The 23,134-nt window shown below is 42.4% G+C and carries 21 protein-coding genes; 15 read left to right on the top strand and 6 right to left on the bottom strand.

Features of this window, described 5'->3' with window-relative positions; all coding sequences use genetic code 11:
* The first annotated feature begins 9 nt into the window (after nucleotides 1–9).
* From ACN0T8_RS09735 to ACN0T8_RS09715, 5 genes are all read left to right on the top strand, one after another.
* Nucleotides 10–798, top strand: a complete 789-nt coding sequence (locus tag ACN0T8_RS09735) for a class I SAM-dependent methyltransferase (RefSeq protein WP_417880422.1) — start codon at nucleotides 10–12, stop codon at nucleotides 796–798.
* Nucleotides 799–891: 93 nt separating this feature from the next.
* Nucleotides 892–1,407, top strand: coding sequence for an ATP-dependent zinc protease (locus tag ACN0T8_RS09730; protein WP_417880420.1), 516 nt, complete (start codon nucleotides 892–894; stop codon nucleotides 1,405–1,407).
* A gap of 148 nt (nucleotides 1,408–1,555) precedes the next feature.
* Nucleotides 1,556–2,227, top strand: a complete 672-nt coding sequence (locus ACN0T8_RS09725) for a hypothetical protein (protein WP_417880419.1) — start codon at nucleotides 1,556–1,558, stop codon at nucleotides 2,225–2,227.
* A 647-nt stretch (nucleotides 2,228–2,874) separates the two neighbouring features.
* Nucleotides 2,875–3,309 carry a Panacea domain-containing protein gene (locus ACN0T8_RS09720; protein ID WP_417880418.1) on the top strand — a complete coding sequence of 145 codons (435 nt, stop codon included), beginning with the start codon at nucleotides 2,875–2,877 and terminating at the stop codon, nucleotides 3,307–3,309.
* An 8-nt stretch (nucleotides 3,310–3,317) separates the two neighbouring features.
* Nucleotides 3,318–3,737, top strand: coding sequence for a hypothetical protein (locus ACN0T8_RS09715; RefSeq protein WP_417880417.1), 420 nt, complete (start codon nucleotides 3,318–3,320; stop codon nucleotides 3,735–3,737).
* Between the two features lie 123 nt (nucleotides 3,738–3,860).
* Here the strand turns inward: ACN0T8_RS09715 and ACN0T8_RS09710 are convergent, their stop codons facing one another.
* Complete coding sequence (locus tag ACN0T8_RS09710) at nucleotides 3,861–4,451, bottom strand: response regulator transcription factor (RefSeq protein WP_417880416.1); 591 nt, start codon at nucleotides 4,449–4,451, stop codon at nucleotides 3,861–3,863.
* A 47-nt stretch (nucleotides 4,452–4,498) separates the two neighbouring features.
* Nucleotides 4,499–6,319, bottom strand: coding sequence for a sensor histidine kinase (locus tag ACN0T8_RS09705; protein WP_417880415.1), 1,821 nt, complete (start codon nucleotides 6,317–6,319; stop codon nucleotides 4,499–4,501).
* Nucleotides 6,320–6,460: 141 nt separating this feature from the next.
* On the opposite strand from ACN0T8_RS09705, the gene dsrO reads away from it, so the two are divergent.
* From dsrO to ACN0T8_RS09690, 3 genes are read left to right on the top strand one after another with little or no spacing between them, the layout of a single operon-like run.
* Nucleotides 6,461–7,219: a sulfate reduction electron transfer complex DsrMKJOP subunit DsrO gene (dsrO, locus tag ACN0T8_RS09700; protein ID WP_417880414.1), complete on the top strand. Its 759-nt coding sequence runs from the start codon at nucleotides 6,461–6,463 to the stop codon at nucleotides 7,217–7,219.
* A complete protein-coding gene (gene nrfD / locus ACN0T8_RS09695) occupies nucleotides 7,219–8,334 on the top strand; it encodes an NrfD/PsrC family molybdoenzyme membrane anchor subunit (protein WP_417880413.1) in 1,116 nt (371 codons plus the stop codon). Before dsrO ends, nrfD begins: the two co-directional genes overlap by 1 nt.
* 9 nt (nucleotides 8,335–8,343) lie before the next feature.
* The gene (locus tag ACN0T8_RS09690) at nucleotides 8,344–11,430 is read left to right on the top strand and encodes a tetrathionate reductase subunit A (RefSeq protein WP_417880412.1); all 3,087 of its coding nucleotides are present in this window, start codon (nucleotides 8,344–8,346) and stop codon (nucleotides 11,428–11,430) included.
* A 132-nt stretch (nucleotides 11,431–11,562) separates the two neighbouring features.
* Here the strand turns inward: ACN0T8_RS09690 and ACN0T8_RS09685 are convergent, their stop codons facing one another.
* Both ACN0T8_RS09685 and ACN0T8_RS09680 read right to left on the bottom strand, forming a co-directional pair.
* Nucleotides 11,563–12,435, bottom strand: coding sequence for a carboxylate/amino acid/amine transporter (locus tag ACN0T8_RS09685; RefSeq protein WP_417880411.1), 873 nt, complete (start codon nucleotides 12,433–12,435; stop codon nucleotides 11,563–11,565).
* Nucleotides 12,436–12,508: 73 nt separating this feature from the next.
* Nucleotides 12,509–12,934: a universal stress protein gene (locus tag ACN0T8_RS09680; protein WP_417880410.1), complete on the bottom strand. Its 426-nt coding sequence runs from the start codon at nucleotides 12,932–12,934 to the stop codon at nucleotides 12,509–12,511.
* Nucleotides 12,935–13,207: 273 nt separating this feature from the next.
* Here ACN0T8_RS09680 and ftnA point away from each other — a divergent pair, with 273 nt between their 5' ends.
* The 3 genes from ftnA (at nucleotide 13,208) to ACN0T8_RS09665 (ending at nucleotide 15,471) form a co-directional block, all read left to right on the top strand.
* Nucleotides 13,208–13,738, top strand: a complete 531-nt coding sequence (gene ftnA, locus ACN0T8_RS09675) for a non-heme ferritin (protein WP_237294408.1) — start codon at nucleotides 13,208–13,210, stop codon at nucleotides 13,736–13,738.
* An 81-nt stretch (nucleotides 13,739–13,819) separates the two neighbouring features.
* Nucleotides 13,820–14,143 carry a universal stress protein UspB gene (uspB, locus tag ACN0T8_RS09670; RefSeq protein WP_417880409.1) on the top strand — a complete coding sequence of 108 codons (324 nt, stop codon included), beginning with the start codon at nucleotides 13,820–13,822 and terminating at the stop codon, nucleotides 14,141–14,143.
* Nucleotides 14,144–14,283: 140 nt separating this feature from the next.
* On the top strand, nucleotides 14,284–15,471 hold the full coding sequence (locus ACN0T8_RS09665; RefSeq protein ID WP_417880408.1) for an NAD(P)/FAD-dependent oxidoreductase: 1,188 nt from the start codon (nucleotides 14,284–14,286) through the stop codon (nucleotides 15,469–15,471).
* Nucleotides 15,472–15,747: 276 nt separating this feature from the next.
* Here ACN0T8_RS09665 and norW read toward each other — a convergent pair whose 3' ends face one another.
* Both norW and norV read right to left on the bottom strand, forming a co-directional pair.
* The gene (norW, locus tag ACN0T8_RS09660; protein WP_417880407.1) at nucleotides 15,748–16,905 is read right to left on the bottom strand and encodes an NADH:flavorubredoxin reductase NorW; all 1,158 of its coding nucleotides are present in this window, start codon (nucleotides 16,903–16,905) and stop codon (nucleotides 15,748–15,750) included.
* Nucleotides 16,905–18,482 (bottom strand): anaerobic nitric oxide reductase flavorubredoxin, encoded by a 1,578-nt coding sequence (norV, locus tag ACN0T8_RS09655; RefSeq protein WP_417880406.1) that lies wholly within the window; start codon nucleotides 18,480–18,482, stop codon nucleotides 16,905–16,907. Before norV ends, norW begins: the two co-directional genes overlap by 1 nt.
* Nucleotides 18,483–18,719: 237 nt before the next feature.
* On the opposite strand from norV, the gene norR reads away from it, so the two are divergent.
* The 4 genes from norR to ACN0T8_RS09635 all read left to right on the top strand — a co-directional run bounded on the left by norR (nucleotide 18,720) and on the right by ACN0T8_RS09635 (nucleotide 23,041).
* Complete coding sequence (gene norR, locus ACN0T8_RS09650; protein WP_417880405.1) at nucleotides 18,720–20,303, top strand: nitric oxide reductase transcriptional regulator NorR; 1,584 nt, start codon at nucleotides 18,720–18,722, stop codon at nucleotides 20,301–20,303.
* Between the two features lie 54 nt (nucleotides 20,304–20,357).
* Entirely contained in the window at nucleotides 20,358–20,735 is a 378-nt protein-coding gene (locus tag ACN0T8_RS09645) for a DUF1971 domain-containing protein (protein WP_417880404.1), read from the top strand.
* Nucleotides 20,736–20,879: 144 nt separating this feature from the next.
* On the top strand, nucleotides 20,880–21,350 hold the full coding sequence (locus tag ACN0T8_RS09640) for a Dps family protein (protein ID WP_417880403.1): 471 nt from the start codon (nucleotides 20,880–20,882) through the stop codon (nucleotides 21,348–21,350).
* Between the two features lie 227 nt (nucleotides 21,351–21,577).
* Nucleotides 21,578–23,041, top strand: coding sequence for an SLC13 family permease (locus ACN0T8_RS09635; protein ID WP_417880402.1), 1,464 nt, complete (start codon nucleotides 21,578–21,580; stop codon nucleotides 23,039–23,041).
* Nucleotides 23,042–23,134: the final 93 nt, after the last annotated feature.

Raw genomic sequence — 23,134 nt, 5'->3', positions numbered from 1 at the left:
GGAGTTTGTGTGCAACTGAACCTATGTTGTGATAACCCTTCTCAGCAAGCTCAATTAGATGAGATTGCTGCGCGTTGGCAACTTACCCATCAGCCCGATAGCGTGTTTGCTTTGGTACTGACCGAGCAACGTTTGGAGTTACGTAAATTAGATGAACCTAAGCTAGGCGCTATTTATGTTGATTTAGCCGGAGGCGCAGTCGCTCATCGTCGTAAATTTGGTGGGGGTAAAGGCCAAGCGATCGCTAAAGCAGCAGGTTTAAACAAAGGTGCCACACCGAGTGTACTGGATGCCACTGCCGGATTAGGGCGCGATGCATTTGTATTAGCATCGTTAGGGTGCAAGGTTCAAATGGTAGAGCGTAACCCTGTGGTTGCGGCTTTATTGGATGATGGTTTAACTCGCGCTAAACAAGATCCTGAAATTGGCGAGTGGGTCAGTGAACGCATGAGCTTATTGCACGCTTCTAGTCACGACGCCCTACAGAAATTAATGGCGCAAAGTGATTTCGTTCAGCCGGATGTCGTCTATCTCGATCCTATGTACCCTCATCCTGAAAACAAAAAGAAAAGCGCATTAGTTAAAAAAGAAATGCGAGTATTTCAATCGCTAGTAGGGGCCGATAATGATGCCGATGGCTTATTAGAACCTGCACTGCAACTTGCCACCAAGCGAGTGGTAGTCAAGCGCCCAGACTACGCGCCGTGGCTCGATCAACACAAACCTAGTATGGCGATTGAAACCAAGAAAAATCGCTTTGATGTATATGTTCTCAACAGTATGGTGACACAAAATTAACACGCCCTAATGAATTAATGTGCGAGCATAGAGTCGGAATAAGAGTTGTTCCCCAATTATTGGGTATTTATATTCAGAGATAAAAAGGTGATTATGAAATTCTCTCAAGTTTTATTGACCGCTTCGTTATTCACTCCTTTAGCTTCGTTTGTGGTAGTTGCCGAACCACAACAAGAGGTCGCACAATTACTACAAGATAAAATCGTGGTCGGCGAAAAAGAGTGGATCACGGTTTTAGATACCGATCAGCGTACTATCGCCAAAATAGATACCGGCGCGACCACATCTTCGATCAACGCCATCGATATTCATGATTTTGAAAAAGACGGCAAAGATATGGTGTCATTTAAAATTAAAGCCAAAGATGATGTGAGCAAAGAAATTACCTTGCCAGTTAAGCGCTGGGTGCATATTAAACAATCTTCAAGTCCAGAAACCTCACGTCGTCCAATTGTTGAATTAACTATTAAGCTGGGCGATAAGACCTACACTACGCCATTTAACTTGGTGGATCGTGACCACATGATCAATGCGATTTTGATTGGTCGCTCTTTCCTCAACCCCGTTGCATTAGTGGATGTTGAACAAAAATATATCCATAAGAATTAATCTTAAAATCAAACCTTTGTCATAACTGCTTTCAAATGCGAGTAATTTTCACTTGTATTGAATGATATTTAACTCTATAAAGAAATGAGAATCGTTGTTATTTGCCTTATCGTAATTTAGATTGGTCATTTCATTAGGGTGTGTAGTTATGGCAAAGTCTTTATGTAAATTTTCTCGCCGCGATATTAAAGCCGGAAAAATCGACAAGTTAGTGTTGGACTCGCAATTTTATTGTGGCTCTTGTGCACGCACGTCGAATCAAAAAGGTGCGCTATGCAAACCTGTCTCTCTGGCCAAACTTTCTCAATCTAATCAACTCGATAAAAATGTGACTCAAGCATTATTGCCCATTCAGGCGAGCAATGTGCCTGAGGTGATCGCCAAAGCCAAATCGATGAAAGCACAACGCGAATATAACCAGCAAGCAACCATCAAGGCGCTTAATAATGGCGTCAACTTGGTGGTGCCATCAAAAGTAATTGCTAAACCGAGCATTGAGCCAACCATGCCTGAACTTGAGGCTCAACCTTTGCTTGCCCCAAATGAAATCAAGCAACAGTTACAAACCTTGAAGAAAGGCTTAAAAGCACAGAAGAAACAACAAAAACAAATGAAAAAACTGCTGAAAAAGCAGCGTAAGTTAGCGAAGAAGCATAAGAAAGTTTTAAAACAAGAGCTTAAATTGAATAAGCAAGAAGCCAAGATTGCCAAACAAGAAGCGCGTATCGAAAAGCGTTTATCTAGCTTTAACACAGTCGAGCCAATCCCGTTTCCAAAAAATATCACCGGCAAAGTGGTCGGCCTGAAATCATTGCATTAAGAAAAGCTTTGGTTTGTATGTGTAAATTCAAGGCTAGGTACATCTTCAAATTTATGCATTGAAACAACAAGCGATCCCAAATAACTCCCTCCCTTACCAACGAAAAATACTTGGCATCAAGCTTTACAGCCAAGGGAGGGCGGGGGAAGGTTGATGTGAGAAATTTATTTGTATCCCAAAGTAGTTTTGTATAACCAACCCCATCCCCGCTTCCCCTTATATTAACTCCTGCTGACAAGTGGCTTCACCTATCAAGGGGAAGAGCTGATCTTTGCCGCAGCTACTTTCATTTTTATCTAAATAAATTAGTCCGCGGTGAGTGTTTTTTGAAATCGTCATTCCAGCCGAGCCTAAGCGAGAGCAGGAATCTACTTACCTCGCGCTGAATATTTAAAGTGTTTTTTATGCTGAATAAATATGAGGTGAATTCATACTTTATGAATAAATTTAATTATTTAGCTTGTTGTTCAAAAAAGTGACTGAGAAGATAGACGGAAAGACTATACGGATTTTATCCGTCTATTAAATTGTTAGTTGTTCTAAAGTTGAGGTTGCACACGTTAAGTGCGTCAATTTTTTTATAAGCTAAACTTGTTGGATATAGATACACCTGTATAATCGCACAGCTATTTGCGAGGGGGTATGATATGGCAGATGTAAAAGACGTAGCTAAGTATTTTATTCGCTTAGCGGATGAGAATGATGAAGGTATCTCGAACTTGAAAGTTCAGAAGCTTGTGTACTATGCACAAGGCTTTTACCTTGCTTTGAATGAAGAAACTCTTTTTGACGCGGATATTGAAGCGTGGGCACATGGTCCAGTGGTTCCTGAGCTTTACCATGATTATAAAGAGTTTGGCAGAGAAGCTATCGAACTAGACCTTAGGTTTAACCCACATACACGCTTGACGAAAGGTGAAATTGAACATATCGAAGAAATTTTTGATGTTTTCGGTCAGTTTAGTGCTTGGAAACTCAGAAATATGACTCATGAAGAAAGTCCTTGGATAGAAAATGAAGGACATGCTGGTGTTATCTCAAAACGAGATTTAAAAGCATATTTTGACACTAGAGTTGAGTAATTCAATTTATGGCTAAAAAGAAGATCAAACATCCTAAAGCCAATACTAAATCCAAAATCACCGCAAAAGAAGTTAATGTTAATTATGACGATAAGCCTCCAATCTTCTCTCTAGAGCGCTTACAAGCAGGTAGCTTCTGTCTCCAATGTCTTGACCAAGAAGGTAAAGCATTCTTTGCCGAAGCGATGTTTCGTCGCAAGAACAATACGTGGCGTGAAATTAAACAGATGCCTCGTCATGGCTTGGGTTTTGAGAAAATCGATAGACAGTCAATTAGCGCTCCTATCCCCAACTTTATTACTCCAGATGTAGACCATTTTTTATCATTTCGGTTTTATGGTAAACGTCCGATGGTGGGTTATAGACAAAACGATGTATTCTATGTTTTGTGGTTTGATAATAACTTCACCTTATATGACCACGGATAAAACAACATAACAAACATTAAATACTTCAAGATACTTCTTTTAACCTGGTAGAAGCGGTTTAGGACAATAATCCTACATTGCTTTTGTCCAACCCCGTGGCCTTTCTGATGGTGATAAGTGGCTTTATTTCAATTGAGCATACTGCATCACCAACTCAGCAATGCTTTTGGCGGAAAACTTCTTCATTAAATTCGAGCGGTGGACTTCGACCGTTCGTACTGCGATACATAACTTATCGGCGATTTGTTGATTCTTCATTCCTTGCACGACCAATCCTAAAATCGCCTGTTCTCGCTCAGTTAACGACTCAAATGCCTTTTGTATCGTCATTGCTTGAGTGGCTTGCTCTGAATACTCACACGCCTTATTGATGGCCTCTACCAGTACTTTGCCATCTACTGGCTTTTGTAGAAAATCCACCGCGCCTTGCTTTAATGCTTCGACCGCCATGGGCACATCGCCGTGGCCGGTTAAATAAATCACGCCTAATGGACTATGTTGTTGCTGCAACAGTTGGTGGACTTGCTGGCCTCGCATACTTGGCATGCGGCTGTCGAGTACTACACAACCAGCTTGATCGAGTTTCGCTTGCTGGAGAAAGCTCTCGCCATCGGAAAAGCATAGCACTTGGTAGTCAAACTCTTGCAGCAAGAAGGCAAGGGAATCGAGCACGGATTCATCGTCATCAACGAGGTAAATCGGTAATTGAGTCATAGTGATCCTTTAACTGTTTGGTTGATGGTTAGTAGGTTGCCAGAACATTAACGATAGGGGAGTTGAATATGCGCTTCACACCCGTGTGGCTCAAGAGGAGACAAAGAAAAATGGCCATGATGATGTTCAATAATATCGTGGCAAATTGATAGTCCCAAGCCTAGTCCTTTTTCTTTTGTGCTGACAAAGGCGCTTTGTAATTCGCGAATAGGCAGAGTTAAGCCTGCGCCGTTATCACGTAGATAAATATCCAGTTGTTGTTCGGCATAATTAATGACCACTTCAATGCGATTAGTCGCCTCTTGAGGGTAGCTGAGGCAAGAATCGGCAGCGTTATTGATGATATTGACTAACACTTGTTGCAAACCTACTGCATCAGCATAAATCTGTCTCGGATTGCCATTTGAGATGACTTTGATTTGTATTTTTTTATCCGTTAAGTCGTGGCTGAGTAGGGCTAACGTATCATCGATTAATGCGTCGATGTTTAGGTTTTTCTTAGCCACGGTACGCTTGGTGATTAGCGTTCGTAAGCGCTGCACAATCGCATCGACGCGTACTACTTGTTGCTCAATTTTATCCATAATGGGCGTTAGGCTGGTGGCATCCGCGCCTTTTTCAATCCGCAGTTTTGCCCCTTGACTGTAATTGCGGATCGCGGAAAGGGGCTGATTGATTTCATGGGCCAGATTAGTACCAAGCCCGCCGACAATCGCTACTCGCTGTGCATGTTCTAGCATTTGGCTTTTTTGTTTTAATTCGAATTGTGCTTGATTGAGTAGCTTTTGGTTGCGGTTAAAACGAAATTCCAACCAAAAGTGATAAATGTTCAGTGCGATAAATAATACCGCCGCACCCCACGCCCATTGTTGATGCTGTTTAAGCCACATTAATGCCTGTTGCCACCAAGGGGTTTGTTGAGGGTGAATGTTCAAATCACGATACATTTTCACTACGCTTAATGAACTGATCGGCGATGACCAACCTTGTGATTTAGCAGTAATCGCAGCAGGACTATCTTTGGGTAGATTTAATAACGCTTGAGTAACGGCGGTGGCGACGATTTCATTGGCTTTGCTGGTTTTGGCAAATGACCAGTTGGGATACAGCGGGGTAGAGACTGCGCAAGGAAAGTTTTGCGGGGCGCTATTGTTGATTACTCGAAATTGCGATTTATCGATCAGGCCTTCTTGGTCCATATTCTCTAGTAAACAGACGGGAGTAATTGCCACATCGAACTGATGATCGCGTAGGTGGTACAGCATGGCATCAATAGGAAAACCGAGATAATCGATTTTTTTGAAAAATAAACTCGGGTCTTTTTGTTTGGATTTTAAATACTGACTTAAAGTTAGAAACCCACCAAATGCATCCGGTGACACGGCAACTACGTGACTATTTTGCAAATCTTCTAGGTCGATAAACGAGCTGTCATTTCTGACAACTAAGGTGCTGCCGAGCGCTTGATTGGTGCCATTGGGCCACGGGCTTTTTAACGTCGCGATCCAAGATAACGGATACTGCCACCCCAATTTTACTGACTGGCCAGGATTGGTGATCACAAATTCTGCGCTGTTGGTTTTAATTACGTCTTCCATTTGCTCCAGATTTCTTGGTCTTAGAGAAAATTGGTATTGAGGTAATTGCTGGTTGAGCCAATCAATAGTCGGTTGCCAACGTTGTATTGCTTGAGGATTACCGCGAGTCGCCAGTACGGCAACTTGAATCGGAAGTGGTTGAACTTTAGGTTGAGATTGAGTCTGTGAATTTTCTGCATGAGCTAAAGAAAAGTCGCTTACTCCGAAAATAATAAATAACAGGCGAAGTGACCATATAGCTTGAGTGAGTGGTTTGATAAAGCGGTTCACATGCTTTCCTTATTCGAAATAGTTCACGCAAAACTTGTTTTAGATCAAGTCAGATTGGGTTATGTGGAAAACCACAATAGAGCAAAAAGTATCCCTTGGTGAGAATACCTCTTAAGAGTTATCACCAGCAAGGTCAATCTCATGGATCAAACAAAACGACGCTTTCTCCGTGGTCTCGGCGCAGTTTCTGCCGGGGCTGCCATTATTCCGGTGGCGACCGCCGCCCCTATTATTCGTAATAACCAAGAGCCGGGCCGTCAAGGCATGAAGAGCAAACGTTATGCAATGATCGTCGACCTACGTAAATGTGTTGGTTGCCAAGCCTGTACTGTGGGTTGCAGCATTGAAAATCAAGCACCGATTGGTCAGTTCCGCACTACTGTTAAACAGTATGAAGTCACTTTAGATGACGGTTCAACAGCCAAAAAAGAAAGCAAGGTATTCACTTTACCGCGCCTTTGTAACCATTGTGAAAACCCACCTTGTGTGGCGGTTTGCCCTGTACAAGCGACCTTCCAGCGTGAAGATGGCATTGTGATGGTTGATAACAAACGCTGCGTGGCTTGTGCTTATTGCGTGCAAGCTTGTCCTTACGATGCACGCTTTATCAATGAAGAAACGCTCACTGCTGATAAATGTACTTTCTGTGCTCATCGCCTAGAAGACGGTTTGCTTCCAGCTTGCGTAGAAACCTGCGTTGGCGGCGCGCGTGTGATTGGTGATTTAAATGATGCCAATAGCCAAATTAGTCAATTGATGCGTGAATTTAAAAATGAAATCAAAGTGCTAAAACCGGAAGCTGGTACGCAACCGCATGTTTTCTATATCGGCTTGCAAGATGAGTTTACCTCACATATTGAAGGTAAAGCGGCGATTTACGATCCTCAAGGAGAGCACTAATGAATATTACTGAAGTTTTAATTCCGTCTCAGACGGTGGCTTGGCTTCCGTGGGCAGTGCAATACTTTTTCTATATTGGCTCGGCTTATGCGGCGGCGATTTTGTTTTTTGCTAGCCTAGTCCTACGAGATAAGACGAGTCATACATTACGTGCAGCATTGGCGTTATGTTTAGGTATTTGTGCGATTGTTGGCCCGTTAGCCTTAACCGCTGACTTACACCAACCGGGTCGTGCTTGGCATTTTTTCCCTCATTTAACTTCTTGGTCTTGGATGTCGCGTGGCGCAATTTTATTGCCAATATTTTCAATGTTAGCGGTATTAGCAGCGTGGTTATATTTACGCCCTGAGATTAGCAAGCTAGCCAATAGCGATAATAAATACCTTCGTCTTGTTGGCTTACTCACCCTCGGTCAGTGGCAAGCGTCCGCTAAATTAATTACTGCGGTTGCTGGGGTAACCGTTTTATCTGGCTTGTCGATTGCTCTGTACACCGGAATGGAAATCTACGTGGTTGCCGCTCGTCCAATGTGGCATCAACCTGCGTCGCCTATCTTATGGTTTGTGACGGCTTTCTTTGGTGCGATTGGTTTTACGTTGTTTATTTTGAACTTAATACCGAACCAAGATAAGGCCATTCAACTAACTTCAACTGATATGAGTTTGCTGAAACGTTGCGTGGAGATTTGCTCAGTGTTGTCGTTAATCCTATTACCTATCTGGGTATCGAATGGTGCCTATATGAATCTACTGCAATACGGCAGTTGGTTTAGCAACCTAGTGTTAATGATGGCCGCGTTTGTTGCTTGCTTAGTGATGGCAATGGTTGTAATGCGTGGTCAGCAATTTAAGCGACTTTCATTACTGGTTTGTAGTGCGCTTACTATTGCCACGTGTTGGGCGATTCGCTGGATGACCATGATTGAAGTGCAAACTCTGCCGAAATATGACCAAGGCCCGTACCCTTATGATTTGCCATTAGGCGCACCAGGTATGCTGGGGGTAGTTGGTATGGCGGGTTTATGGCTATTGTTGGCGGTGATATTAACCGAAGTAGTGCAATCTAAATCTGACAAATCAGTTTCATCAAACACTCCTTTATCAACTCAAGAGTAAGAGGTCATCATGGATAACAAACGTCGTAAGTTTATAAAATCTGGTCTTGCTGTTGGAGGTGGTGCTGCATTTGCTGCGGGGTATGTTTCCACTGCAATGCATGCTTCTAAAGGAATTATAGAAGGAACTGCTGGAGAGAAAACCAAACATATTCATTTTGGTAACTCACTTGACCCCGAATATCAGGTGAAGAACGGTAATTTAATTGCTAACTCCAAACAACGTGTTGCACCATCTATGTGTTTTGGCTGTTGGACGTTGTGTGGCGTTCGTGTACGTGTGGATAATGAAACCGATGAGATTCTGCGCATCTCAGGTAACCCTTATCACCCACTTTCCAGTGAGCAAAAAATCCCATTTGAAACCCCGGTTAAAGACGCTTATTTATCATTAACTGGTGAAGCGGGCATTGAAGGTCGTTCGACTGCTTGTGCACGTGGCAATGCTATGATGGATATTCGCACCAGTCCATATCGTATTACTCAACCATTAAAGCGTGTCGGTAAACGTGGTGAAGGTAAGTGGGAGCCGATCAGCTATGAGCAATTATTAAAAGAAGTGGTTGAAGGTGGTGATTTGTTTGGTGAAGGGCATGTCGATGGCTTAAAAGCGATTCGTGATGTTAAAACGCCAGTTGATCCGAATAACCCTGAATACGGCCCGCTAGCCAATCAACTATTAATGACCAATGCGAGTAATGAAGGTCGTGATGACATCATTAAGCGTTTTGCTTTTAATAGTTTTGGTACTCGTAACTTTGGTCATCACGGTTCGTATTGTGGTTACGCGTTCCGTGCTGGATCTGGCGCATTTATGAATGATCTGGATGGTTTCTCTCATATGAAGCCAGATTTTGAACATGCAGAATTTGCATTATTTATTGGTACTGCGCCAGCGCAAGCCGGTAATCCATTTAAGCGTCAAGCACGTCAATTAGCCAATGCGCGTACTCGCGGTAATTTTGAATACACGGTGGTTACGCCAACGTTGCAAATGTCGACTAGCCTTGCCACGGGGAATAATAACCATTGGTTGGCCATTAAATCGGGTACGGATTCAGCCTTAGTATTAGCCATCATTCAATGGATGATCAGCAACGACAAATACGATAAAAACTTCCTTGTCCAGCCTGGTGCTTCTGCAATGAAAAAAGCTGGTAATGCCCATTGGTGTAATGCAACGCATTTAGTGATTGTTGAGCAAGGCCATGAGCGAGAAGGGGGGTTCTTACGTGCCTCCGATCTTGGTCTTGCTTACCGTGGTGACAAATTGTCAGATGGCGATGCGTATGTGATTGTTGATCAGGCCTCTGGTAAGTTAGCTCTGCATACTCAAGACAAACCTGCACAGTTGTATGTCGATCAAAAGATAAGCACGCCAAATGGTGAGATTGCAGTTCGTTCATCGATGCAACAACTCAAGCAAGCGGCATTTGAATACTCTATTGATGAATTTGCTGATCTTTGTGGTATTCCTGCTAATGAAATTACTCAGTTAGCGGCTAAATTACATCAACATGGCAGCAAGTCGGTAGTCGATACTCATGGTGGCAACATGCACAGCAATGGTTTCTACAATGCTTTTAGTATTGTGATGCTTAACGCTATGTTAGGGAACATCAACAAAAAAGGTGGCATGATGGCTAAAGCGGGGGGTTACCCTACTTCGTCTGCTGGTCCACGTTACGATTTCACTAAGTTTGATGGCATGGTCGCGCCGAAGGGAGTATTTCTTTCTCGTTCTAAATTCCCATATCAAAAAACCACGGAATATAAACGTCGTATTGAAGCCGGTGAATCGCCGTATCCAACCCGTGCACCTTGGTATCCAATTTCTGCGCCATTACTAACTGAGCATTTATCGGCGGCAATTGATGGTTATCCTTATCGCTTAAAAGTTTGGATCAACCACATGGCGAATCCTTTATATGGTGTACCGGGGTTAACCACGTTGTTACGTGACAAATTGTGCGATCCGAAAGAGTTGCCTTTGATTGTTTCGGTGGATGCATTTATCAATGAAACCACGGCAATTTCTGACTATATTGTGCCAGATACCGTGACTTATGAAAGTTGGGGTATGGCTGGTCCTTGGCATGATGTTCCAACCAAAGCAGTAACGGCTCGTTGGCCGATTGTCGAATCTCGTACAGAAAAGACGGCCGATGGTCGCGAAATTTGCTTAGAAACCTTCTTAATTGATATGGCGAAAAGCATGAAGCTAGGTGGTTTTGGTGATAACGCGATTAAAGATGCGCAAGGTAATTGGCACGGCATTCATAATGCGGCTGATTTCTACCTACGTTCAGCGGCTAACCTTGCTTATGTTGCTGGTGGAACACCGAATGCCAGCAGTGAAGATATTTACTTCTCAGGACTAGAGCGTTTGCTGCCCGATATGCAACGCGTGTTAAGCAAAGATGAATTGGCGAAAGTGGCCTTTATTTATGCTCGCGGTGGACGTTTTGAAAATGCCACTGAAGCCTACAAAGGTGATGTCATGAAATATCAATGGCAAAAACCGGTGGCGATTTGGAATGAAAAACTCGGTACTTCGCGTAATACCATGACAGGTGAGTTGTATTCTGGTTGCCCAACTTGGTATCCACAAAAGCTGGCAGATGGTACGCCAATGGATGAGATGTATGCTAAATCAGAGTGGCCCTTTACCTTAACCAACTTTAAGTCGAATATTCATAGTGCAGTATCTAACCTTTCACCACGTTTGAATTCGATTAAAGGCAATAATCCAGTTTATATTCACCCAGAAGATGCCAAGCAATACGGCATGCAAACGGGCGATCAGTTTACGGTTGAAACGCCAACTCACTCAATCAAAGCAACGGCAATGCTGGTGGATGGTATTCATCGTGGCGTACTCGGCTTTGAACATGGCTTTGGTCATACCGAGCTTGGTGAACGATCTCACTGGATTGGTGATAAGCAACAACCGGTGAAAATGAAATCGAGCGATGGGGTGAATATCAACGATATCGGCCTGATTGATCCAACTCGTGAAGGGAAAGGCGTGTTACTGGATTGGGTAGTGGGTTCCGCTGCTCGTCAGGCGCTACCGGGTAAGATTAAACTGCCTTAATTGAGTATAGATTAATAATCTAGAACGAAAAACGGACGCTCATTAATTTGAACGTCCGTTTTTTATTGGGAGAATATTCTCGTTTCTCGTTTCTCGTTTCTCGTTTCTCGTTTCTCGTTTCTCGTTTCTCGTTTACGCGTTACACACCAATGCTTTGCGTTTTACCCAGGTTTCATTAACCCATAGCGACAACATAATGACTGAACCGCCTAGTAATAAACGGGTTAAATCCACATCGCGATTCCAAATCACAATATTGACGATTAATCCTGCCGGCACCAGTGCATTATTCATTACCGCCAATGCGCCAGCGTTCACTAGACAAGCGCCTTTATTCCATAAGAAATAGCCTAGTCCAGATGCAATCAAACCTAGGTAGGTTAAAATTCCCCATTGCAGATTGGTCGTCGGAAGCTTTTCTGGATTGCCCATCAAAGCAAAAGCGATAGAAGCGATGACAAACGCACCAATATAGAAGTATCCAAACACTGTACGTTGTGAGATCTCGACGTTGTTTTGCTCCATCACATGCTTATAGCCGACTTGACCAAGGGCAAAGCAAAGGTTGGCACCTTGTACCACTAAGAAACCAGTGAGGAAGTTTTCATTGATGCCGGCAAATTTAATGATGGCGGCACCGGCAACGGCAATCACTGCAGTTAACAAATACCAAGGTGAGAAACGACCTTTCAATAGATCATAAATCAGCGTCACATAGATAGGTGTGAAGACGGTGAATAACAATACTTCAGGCACGGAAAGCAACAGAAACGATTGATAATAAAAGCAGTACATTAAGCCTAGTTGAATGCCGCCAATTGCCATTAATTTACCGATTAAGTTAGCCGGAATGTTTTTAAATTTAAGGAAAGGAAGAAAAACGAGGCCAGCTAGGGCAATACGCATCCAAACAGAAAACCAAGCATCAACTTGACCTGCAAGATAGACACCGATCAAGCTAAATGAAAACGCCCACAAAAGAGTGACCGCAGAAAGATAAAACATAACTCACCAATTTAAATTAGATGTAAACTAAAAAGTAATTTTGTAGTTTACATTAATTTAAATTGAAAACACATTAGTCTTCTAAAGGTACGATTAGCATATCGACAGAAGTATCGTTAATCAGTTGGCGAGAGGTTGAAAGTAGCTTGCTCCAAAAATCTTTATGGTGACCACACAACACTAAATCGACATGTTGTTGCTCAATCGCATGGGAAATTTCATTACATAAATCACCGCTAGAGACGATGGTTTCAGTAATGGGGAAATCAATGCTCTCCACTAAGGTTTTAATTTTTTTCTGTGCAGCCTCAAGCATGGCATTTTGCGTTTCAGCAAAGTTGATTTCCATGAAGCCGGTATATATGTCAGTGAAATTGACATCAATATGAATCAGCGACAATTTAGCATCACAGACTTTGGCTAAGGCAGCGGCTTTATTGACGAGAATAACGCTGTCATCAGATAGGTCTACCGCTACAAGGATATGTTTGTACGTCATAATGCACTCTCCAATTATCATAATTTCAGTGCTTAGTTACTTGGGTATAGATTAAGATTTTAAGCACTGGGTCTATATTGAGACTATCATTAACATAGCGTAAAAAGTGTTGGTGATCTCTCACTATCTTTTACTATTTTAAGGTGGTAAATGATTTTCCATTAATGCAATAAGCAATGAGTTTAGTGATAAAATTGATGTGGTCGAGCCTTTTGTTTAGGTGGCGTGTTATAATTTGCAGAGGTGCGTATCAAAATATTGAAGGAGTCACAAATGCTGTCTAAAGCAATGGTTGAGCAGTTGAATGAGCAAATTAACCTAGAATTTTTCTCATCTAATCTATACTTACAGATGAGTGCTTGGTGTGAAGATAAAGGCTTCGAAGGTGCAGCAGAGTTTCTACGTACTCATGCAACTGAAGAGATGGAACACATGCAGCGTTTATTTACTTACGTGAGTGAAACCGGTGGCTTACCAATTCTAGGTGCGATTGATGCGCCAAAGCATAATTTTGATAGCCTAGGTGATGTGTTCCGTGAAACTTATGAACATGAGCAAATGATCACTCAATGCATCAATAAATTGGCTCACTTAGCTTTTACCAGTCAAGACTACTCAACCTTTAACTTTTTGCAGTGGTACGTGGCAGAGCAACACGAAGAAGAGAAGTTGTTTAAAGGGATTTTAGATAAGTTAGAGTTAGTTGGTGAAGATGGCAAGGCCTTGTTCTTCATTGATAAAGACCTAGCTGAGTTAGCAAAACAAGGTTCATCATCTGTGATGGCAGGTTCTACGACCGTTTAATCGATCGCGAAAAGCCAAGGCAACATAACGGTTGTTGAGATTGTCTTTTCCTCCTGTCATTTATGATGTTTGGAGGGAAAGATGATCAGTGCAGATATACTATTAACCGCGTTATCCATTGTTACCCTTATTAATTTAGTGCGTTATATTACCGCACTTCGCTCACTCATTTTCATTATGAGAGAAGCGCATCCTCTTCTTTACCAGCAAGTCGATGGTCGAGGCTTTTTTAGCACTCATGGCAATATGACTAAACAAGTTCGTCTCTATCACTATCTGAAAGGTAAAGAGTATCTTCATCATCACGAAGAAGTCTTTATTAATAAATGCAGTAAAGTTCGTGAACTGTTCGTGTTAACTTCCGGATTAGCTGGATTTACTTTGTTGATGGCATTTGTAGTTTAGCTTCATAGTATTGGTTGATATTTCTGCTGAACAAATGATGTGACATTGAAAGGATGTGCGTTAAAATCGCGCGTCCTTTTATTTTGCCTATATACCCAAGTCATTTGGATATATAGGCAAGCAGAGCAAGAGAAGTAGTTATGAGTACTCATTATGATGTGGTGATTATCGGTGCTGGCGCCGCGGGCTTAATGTGCGCAGCGGAAGCCGGAAAACGAGGTCGCACAACTTTAGTGATCGATCATGCGAAAAAGCCAGGGCGTAAAATCCTGATCTCTGGTGGCGGTCGTTGTAACTTCACTAATTACGATGTCAGTGCCAATCATTATCTCTGCCAAAATCCGCACTTTGTGAAATCTGCGCTATCGCAATACACCAATTGGGATTTTATCAGCCTAGTGTCGAAATATGGCATTGAGTTTGAAGAGCGCGAACACGGTCAATTATTCTGTGTTGATTCTGCTAAGCAAATCGTTGATATGCTCCTCAAGGAGTGTGACTACCCAAATGTCTCGCAGCGCTATCGTTGTGATATTCACGATATTGAAAAAACCGATAACGGCTTTCGTTTTAAAGCCAACAACGATGAAATCACTTGTGAATCTTTAGTGGTGGCAACCGGTGGGCTTTCGATGCCAAAACTTGGCGCAACGCCATTTGGCTACAAAGTAGCAGAGCAATTTGGTTTGTCAGTGATCAACACCACCGCTGGACTAGTGCCATTTACCTTGCACAAAGAAGACAAAGAAGACTTTGCCGAGCTTTCTGGTATTGCAATTCCTGCTGAAATTACCGCGCAAGATGGTACCGTCTTCAAAGAAGCGCTGCTGTTTACTCACCGTGGTCTATCTGGCCCATCGGTATTACAAATTTCTTCGTACTGGCAGCCGGGCCAAACTGTCACCATCAACCTGATCCCAGAGACCGATGTTTTAGAGCTATTAACTCAATCGCGTGAAAAACATCCTAATCAAAGCTTGAAAAATACCTTAGCCAAAGTACTGCCGAAGCGTCTCGTTGAAGTGCTAATTGAGCGTAAAATGCTACAAGACAAACCTCTTAAGCAGTTCAACCCAAATCAACTGCAAGTTATCGATCAGCAACTGCAAAACTGGCAAGTTCTTCCTAACGGCACTGAAGGCTATCGCACCGCAGAAGTAACACTAGGCGGTGTGGACACTAAACATCTCTCATCAAAAACCATGCAATGTAATAGCGTACAAGGTTTGTACTTTATCGGTGAAGTAATGGACGTAAGTGGTTGGTTAGGTGGCTATAATTTCCAATGGGCATGGGCCTCTGGTTTTGTTGCTGGGCAGTGGGTGTAAACTATACTTTTTAAATACCACAATGCATATTAAACAACATAAGAAACCTTAAATCGGCCACTTATGTTGTTTCAGTGTAGTAAAAATACTTACTTGGTTGTTATCTGATAATACTCACAAGCAAGCTCATGGTGGAGTGGGGAGGATTCGAGTTCGCACTCTCTTGGCTTATGCCGTGTTCGGCGGCTCACCATGTTTACTGACCATTTAGCCCATGATGTTTGTAGTTCATTGATATAATGATTTAGCACTTTCATATCTCCTCCCTCGCTCTATCTACACTAATGCTGGTAATGTTTTGAGCATTTTCAACGCATTACTCATGTGGTTTTGTGTGGTGACAAAGCCCACGAGTTTATCATTGTCATCAAATGCACGGGCGGTGATGCCTTGCTGATCTAATTCAATCGTCCACTTTGGTACGGATTGTCCCGTTTGCCCGGCTAATTGAATGGGCAAATTAGGCGTTTTTACTTTTACCAACATGGCCGGCAATTTTAACGTTGCTGCTGGGCCTGCTGTTTTTGATAAGACTTTAGCTAATACGTTGGCGCTTAATAAGGTTGGCTGTAGGTAGGAGCGAACTTTGTTCTCAATTTGAGCACAATCACCAAGTGCGTAGATATTAGAATCGGATGTTTGTAATTGACGATTGACTACGATGCCTTTATCTACCGTTAAACCAGTCTGTTGTGCTAGTTGGATATTGGGTTTGAGTCCTGAAGCTGAAATAACGCTATCGACAAGAAATTGTTCACCAGAATTGAGAATCACCTCTACGCCAAAGTCCGTTTGTTCGAGCGCTTGCACGGTATTATTTAAATGTAACTTCACGCCACTTTCGGTTAACTTTTTCTGTAAAGGCGCAGAAATAGCATCTGGTAACATGGTTTGCATGACGCTGTCGCAAGGATCAACAACCGACACGGTTTTACCTGATGTTGAAAGATCCATGGCCAGTTCAGTGCCAATTAAGCCCGCGCCAATAATGAGTACATGTTCTGCTTGGTAAAGTTTATGCTGTGCGGCTTGATACTCGATACGGCTATTGAGTGTCATCACCTCTTTAACCGCTGAGCCATTCATCGCTGGAATAAAGGTTGAAGCGCCGGTCGCCAAGACCAGTTTGGAATAGCTAAGCACATCCCCTTTGGTTGTTGTCACGTTTTGTGCATGGCGATCAATCGTTTCCACTTTGGTTTGGGTGTAGATAGTAATCTCATTATCTTGAGCGAAGCTATTTGCAGCTTGGCGGATAAGCGCATCGGCATTGTGTTTGTTGGTAAACACATGACTAAGATCGGGCTTATTGTAGTCATGCCCATCATCAGCGGTAATCACTGTGATTGGGGTTTGTTTATCTGAACGGCGCAATGCCTTCACTAATTGATAGGCAGCGAAACCACTGCCTATGATCATAATTGGATTACTCATTACGCCACCTGAGATTGGTTATCTTTGTCGATATTGTTACCTAATGTGCTTGCGCAAGGTTCAAACACTTCTTTACCAATACCACATTCAGGGCATAAGAAATCTTCAGGTACTTGCCCCCAAGCGGTTCCCGGTTCAACGCCTTGGTTGGGCTCACCAAGTTTAGGCTCATAGACCCATTGGCAAACGGTGCATAACATTGCTTGCTGATCTTCGGCTGACGAATTTGTGCTATTCACTGGCTCGACAGTCGTCGGTTCGATTGCAGGCTCATTTGTCGCTTCAATCGCACTGGCAGCTTGAGTAGGTTGAGCAACCGCTTTATTTGTCATGATATTGGTGACGTTCTTAGGCGCAGAATGACTCACATTGGATAGATCATGCAGCGCCCATTCTTTTGCTATTTGACGGCCATAATCACGACATTCTTGCATTGCTTTGCCATCAGGACGCCATTTGGTTTTCTTACTAATTGCAGTTTCAAAGCCGCAATCCATCAAGCGAGTGTGGATACGGTCAACTGCACCGCCATTCCAGCCATAGCTACCAAATGCCGCCGCTTTTTTATTTTTAAAGCGTAATCCTGTGATTTCTTCTAGCATGCCAGCGACTTTAGGCATCATGACGTTGTTCATGGTAGAAGAGCCAACCAAGAGGCCTTTTGAACGGAATACATTCGATAAGATTTCATTTTTATCGTGCAAAGAGACGTTAAACACTTTCACCGCCACATTCGGATCAACATCATTAATCCCTTGAGCAATCGCATCAGCCATCATGCGTGTGTTGTTCGACATTGAGTCATAAAATAAAGTGATGCGATCTTCTTGGTAGTTATCCGCCCATTCTAGGTATTGGTGAATAATTTGAGTTGGGTTATCGCGCCATACAATACCGTGAGCGGTTGCGATCATATCAACGGGTAGCTCTAGGCTAAGCACCTCTTTGATTTTAGAGGTCACTAATGGGCTAAATGGTGTCAGAATGTTGGCGTAATAACGTAAACATTGTTCATAAAGCTCAACCTGATCAACTTCATCATTAAATAGGTGTTCGTCACAGTAGTGCTGACCAAATGCATCGTTACTAAATAGTACGGCATCTCCAGTCATATAAGTCATCATGCTATCTGGCCAATGCAGCATTGGGGACTCGACAAATACAAGTGCTTTACCATTACCTAAGTCAATGCTGTCGCCGGTTTTCACCACATTAAAGTTCCAATCAGGCTGGTGGTGGTGACCGGTGATCGAATCAACGGCATTCTCAGTACAATAAATTGGCGTGTTAGGGATTTTGGCTAATAGCGCGCCTAAAGCCCCAGCGTGATCTTCTTCAGCATGGTTGATAACGATGTAGTCAATCTGGTTAAGATCAATTTCCATTTCTAAGTTTTGGACAAACTGCTGGCTAAAACGATGATCGACGGTATCGATTAAAACGGTTTTTTCTTCTTTAATTAGGTAGCTGTTATAGCTGGTGCCACGTGTGATTTTATATTCTGTACCATGGAAATTTTGCACTTCCCAATCACGTTGGCCAACCCAGTGGATATTATTTTTAACATGAATAGACATAAAACGACTCCTAAGTATGAATTCTAAATTTGGATAAAAAGTAAATGAATAAATTTCTTATCCATACTATTGCAGCATGCGTGCCAACTTTTAAATTCATTGTTTTTCAGTGTCTTATGTTTTTAGTGTTGTTTTTGTTGTCATAATGACAGTGTTTGTTTGGTGTCAAAAAGACATTTGATGTGTCATATTGACATGGCGCTTAAAGAAAGTAATAAAATTAAAGAGAGCGGGAAAATGCAGAAATTTCATTCACAAATAACGCAACTCGCGCTTGATTTGACGTTAGGAATATCCAATCAAGACCGTTTTGAGCGTCTTCTCGAAGTATTAAGGAATACTTTAAATTGTGATGCAGCGGCATTGCTTGCTTATCGAAACCAACAGTTCGTGCCATTAGCGATTGATGGCTTGTATGATGAGGTGATGGGACGACGATTTAATCTTGATGAACATCCCCGTTTAGAAGCGATTGCACGAGCGGGGGATGTGGTTCGCTTTCCAGCTGATAGTGATATTGCTGACCCCTATGATGGGCTGATCCCAAATAAAGGGGATAAGTTACACGTCCATGCTTGTGTCGGATTACCGTTAATTGCACATGGCCATTTGATTGGGGCGCTGACGATAGATGGCTTTGATGCTCATCAGTTTGACACTTTCACTGATGGTGACTTACGGACCATTAGTGCATTGGCAGCCGCGAGCTTACATACCTCCTTATTAGTGAAGCAATTGGAATCACAGGTGGTGAATACTAGTGATGCGGACTCTCATATCACCAAAGAAATGAATTTAACTGAGGAGATGGTTGGCCAGTCAGGCGCGATGATGGATTTAAGAATGCAGATCCAAGCAGTGGCGAATACCGATCTTTCAGTTTTGATTATGGGTGAAACGGGGGTTGGTAAAGAACTTGTCGCGACCGCCATTCATAATCAATCGAATCGTGCCAAGCAAAATTTGGTGTATTTAAACTGTGCGGCTTTACCTGAGTCGGTGGCGGAAAGTGAATTATTTGGCCATGTAAAAGGCGCTTTTACTGGCGCGATCAGTCACCGTAAAGGTAAGTTTGAATTAGCTGATAATGGCACGCTATTTTTAGATGAAGTGGGTGAATTGCCTTTAGGACTGCAATCTAAATTATTGCGAGTATTGCAATATGGCGATTTGCAGCGAGTTGGCGATGACAGTGTGCTTAAAGTGAATACCCGGATTGTGGCCGCAACCAATCGAGACTTGCATCAAGATGTCGTGAACGGAAAGTTTCGGGCGGATTTATATCACCGCTTGAGTGTCTTTCCTATTCATGTTCCAGCGCTCAGAGAGCGAACTGGGGATATTACCTTATTGAGTGGTTTTTTTATTGAAAAGTGCAAACACAAATTGAATTTGAATCATTTGAGTATCTCCCCTGCGGCTTTGCAGTTATTGGGGCAATATAGTTGGCCGGGTAATATTCGTCAGCTTGAGCATGCTATCCACCGTGCGGCGGTGTTATCAAAAACGGAAAAGGTAGCAAAAACAGAAAATAATCAGTCTAGCCCGATTAGTTTACAGCCCCATCATTTTGAATTGATACAAGCAGAATCCACCTCACTGCAAGGTAGTGAGAATCAAAATCAGCTAGCGGATACCGTTAATTCTGATTTAGCTAAGGACTACTCTTTGGGTCTAAAAGCCGCTACTGACACATTTCAAGCGCAAGTGATTATGGATGCACTAAATAAGAACCAGCAGAACTGGTCAGCTACCGCTCGTGAGTTGAAAATTGACAGTGGTAACTTGCATCGACTAGCAAGACGCCTAGGATTAAAGTGATATACCAAAATGACTTCACTAAACTGCGATCTAATGAGCACCTAAGGGGAATATATGAGCCATTTAGTCATTCCAAAACATTGGAAAATCCGCCGTTCTACTCACTTTTTTACTAAAGATAATGTGCCTAAAGCGTTGCTGACTCATCACAATACCGCAGAAGGTGTGTTTGGGCAGATCTGTGTCATGCAAGGAACGGTTACTTTTTATGGATTTGCAAATGAAGAAGCCACGGAACCAGAGCAAGTCGTGGTGATTAATGCCGGTTCGTTTGCCACGAGTCCACCTCAATATTGGCATCGTGTTGAACTCAGCGATGATGCTCAATTTAATATTAATTTTTGGGCGGAAGAAGAAACCGGTAATAAAGCCATGTTTAAGAGCTCAAGAATTCATAGCAAACCCATCGATGGGTTATTAGATAGTGAATAGGTAGCTTAATCATTTCTAAATGGTTAATAGCTTATACCTATCAAATCGATATATTCAATCCATTAGCCCTTATTAACTAGAAGGGATATTCTGTATCCATAGCAAAGTTAATGTTAATCACTACTCAAGATAAGAGAGGCGATAATGGAAAAGAATATGATTGGTTTGAATAAACAACAAACAGCAACATTAGTAGATGACCTCAACCAACTATTGGCAGATTACCAAATTCTCTATACCAATGTACGTGGTTATCATTGGAACATTAAAGGTCGCGATTTCTTTGAATTACATGCAAAATTTGAAGAGATTTATAACGACCTGGTTCTGAAAGTAGATGAAATTGCTGAGCGTATTTTGACTCTAGGTGGTACACCAGTTCATGCTTTCTCTCGTTATTTAGAGATGTCGGATCTGGAAGAAACCTTGAATGTGTCGAATGGTACTGAAGCGGTGGGTAATATTTTATCGGCTTACCGAGTGCTACTGACTAAGCAACGTCAAATTGTGAAAGTTGCAGCCGATGTTGATGATGAAGGTACGGTTTCACTGATGAGTGACTATATCAGTCAGCAAGAAAAAGAAAGTTGGATGCTGAACGCTTATCTTCAATAAAAATAGATAAGTGACAATAAATGAATCTGAGCCCAAGTTTGAATGCTTGGGCTCTTTTTTGTATTTAAATTAACCATAACAAAAGAAAGGTTAAAGTGATCACATTTATTAAACAATAAGTTACACCTTGATCACGATCTGATTTCTTTTTAGTTCTGCTCAATTAAAATATGATTTAAAACTAACACTTATTCACTACACGATATGTATTATAAGGTGACGAAGTTATGTCAGTATTAACACAAGAAGAATCAATCTCTGGCGGCTCGCGTTATGTAGGTTTAATTCTTGGTCCTTTAGTTCTTATTTTAACGCTTATCTTTCCTGCACCTTTTGAAGGTTTAACAGAGCCTGCTTGGCGCATGATTGGTTTAGCGACCTTTATGGCTATTTGGTGGGTAACCGAAGCTGCTCCTATTCCTGTTACGTCATTTTTGCCAATCATTCTTTCTCCATTACTCGGTACAGCGGATATTAAAACCGCAACTGCAGCCTATGCTAACCCATTAATTTTCCTATTTCTTGGTGGCTTTATGTTGTCGCTTGCGATGGAGAAGTGGAATCTGCATCGGCGCGTTGCACTGATTGCGATGTTAGCGGTAGGGAACAAACCCGCACATCAAGTCGGTGGATTAATGTTAGTCACAGCGTTTCTTTCTATGTGGATGAGTAATACGGCAACTGCGGTGATGATGCTGCCAATTGGTATGTCAATTATTACGATGGTATGCGGTGAGAAAGGCGATAAAAATCCACAGTTTGCCAGTGCCTTATTATTGGGTATTGCCTATTCCGCCAGTATTGGTGGGCTTGCAACGTTAATTGGTACACCACCAAATGCTCTGCTTGCTGCTTATTTATCTAGCTCTTACCAAATTGAGTTAGGTTTTGGTCGTTGGATGATGGTGGGATTACCTCTTACAATTGTCATGCTGACATTGGCTTGGTTGTGGCTGACTAAGGTGTCTTATAAGTTGCCAAATGAAGATGCAGGTGATGCTCGCAGTTTATTGAAAAACCAATTGCAGTTATTGGGTAAATTAAGCAAGGGTGAAAAATGGGTTGCAGTGATTTTTGTGGGTGCAGCCGTTAGTTGGATTACCCGTCCTCTATTAGCAAAATGGACTGGGCTTCCGATCAACGATACCAGTATTGCGATTTTTGCTGCTTTATTATTGTTTGTTATTCCAGTAAATACGAAAAAACAAGAGTTTGTTCTTGATTGGGAAAGTACCAAGAAATTACCTTGGGGCGTATTATTATTATTTGGTGGGGGCCTAAGTTTAGCCGCGCAAATTAAATCTTCTGGTTTAGCTGATTTTATTGGTGATAGTTTAGGTGCAACGAATGGCATGCCGATTATTGTTGTGATGTTAATCGTTACCGCTGCAATTATCTTTTTAACCGAAGTGACCAGTAATACTGCAACCGCAGCAGGCTTCTTGCCGTTACTAGGACCAATTGCGGTTGCGATGGGGGAAGGCCCAATGATGTTAGCGATTCCAGCAGCACTGGCGGCAAGTTGCGCCTTTATGATGCCAGTGGCCACACCACCAAACAGCATCGTATTTGCTTCCGGTCAACTTAAAATCAAAGAAATGATCCGCGCAGGCTTTGCATTGAATATAATGGGTATTTTTATTATTACCGCATTAAGCTACACGCTGGCCGCTTGGGTGTTTGGGATGTAGGGGAACGTTGCTCGAGCGCTTTGCTTCTAGGGCGCTACGCTGCTCGTAACTCGATGATGCTGTAGTGATTTAACTAAGCCGATAACTGTCATT

The sequence above is a fragment of the Vibrio sp. genome (assembly GCF_048266485.1).
Classification (GTDB): domain Bacteria; phylum Pseudomonadota; class Gammaproteobacteria; order Enterobacterales; family Vibrionaceae; genus Vibrio.
The sequence above is the reverse complement of the archived record's forward strand: the minus strand, read 5'-3'. Positions and strand labels throughout refer to the sequence as shown.